The organism is Gilliamella sp. B2717 (assembly GCF_026536675.1).
GTDB lineage: Bacteria > Pseudomonadota > Gammaproteobacteria > Enterobacterales > Orbaceae > Gilliamella > Gilliamella apicola_I.
Genome location: NZ_JAFNNQ010000002.1, coordinates 1 through 757 on the forward strand (window position 1 = coordinate 1; position 757 = coordinate 757).

Genomic DNA, 757 nt, shown 5'->3' on the forward strand with positions numbered 1-757 from the left:
CCAAAACAACTCCGAGTTGTAAGGTTAAGACTCTCGGTTCATTAGTATCAGTTAGCTCAATGTATCACTACACTTACACACCTGACCTATCTACGTCTTAGTCTCAAACGGACCTTACTGATTCTCATCAGGGAAAACTCATCTCGAGGCTAGTTTCGTACTTAGATGCTTTCAGCACTTATCTATTCCGCACGTAGCTACCGGGCAATGCAATTGGCATCACAACCCGTACACCAGCGGTGCGTTCACTTCGGTCCTCTCGTACTAGAAGCAAACCCTCTCAATTTTCCTACGCCCATGGCAGATAGGGACCGAACTGTCTCACGACGTTCTAAACCCAGCTCGCGTACCACTTTAAACGGCGAACAGCCGTACCCTTGGGACCTACTTCAGCCCCAGGATGTGATGAGCCGACATCGAGGTGCCAAACACCGCCGTCGATATGAACTCTTGGGCGGTATCAGCCTGTTATCCCCGGAGTACCTTTTATCCGTTGAGCGATGGCCCTTCCATTCAGAACCACCGGATCACTATGACCTACTTTCGTACCTGCTCGAGCCGTCACTCTCGCAGTCAAGCTAGCTTTTGCCATTGCACTAACCTCCTGATGTCCGACCAGGATTAGCTAACCTTCGTGCTCCTCCGTTACTCTTTGGGAGGAGACCGCCCCAGTCAAACTACCCACCAGACAGTGTCCCTTACCTCGATTCAGAAGTATAGGTTAGAACATCAAACATTAAAGGGTGGTATTTCAAGG

Annotated in this window: 1 rRNA gene (cut by a window edge); it reads right to left on the bottom strand. The window is 49.8% G+C overall.

Annotated elements, in window-relative coordinates:
* Positions 1-20 precede the first annotated feature (20 nt).
* Positions 21-757: ribosomal RNA gene (locus J3U35_RS00010) — 23S ribosomal RNA — on the bottom strand; it runs 2,004 nt beyond the window's last position.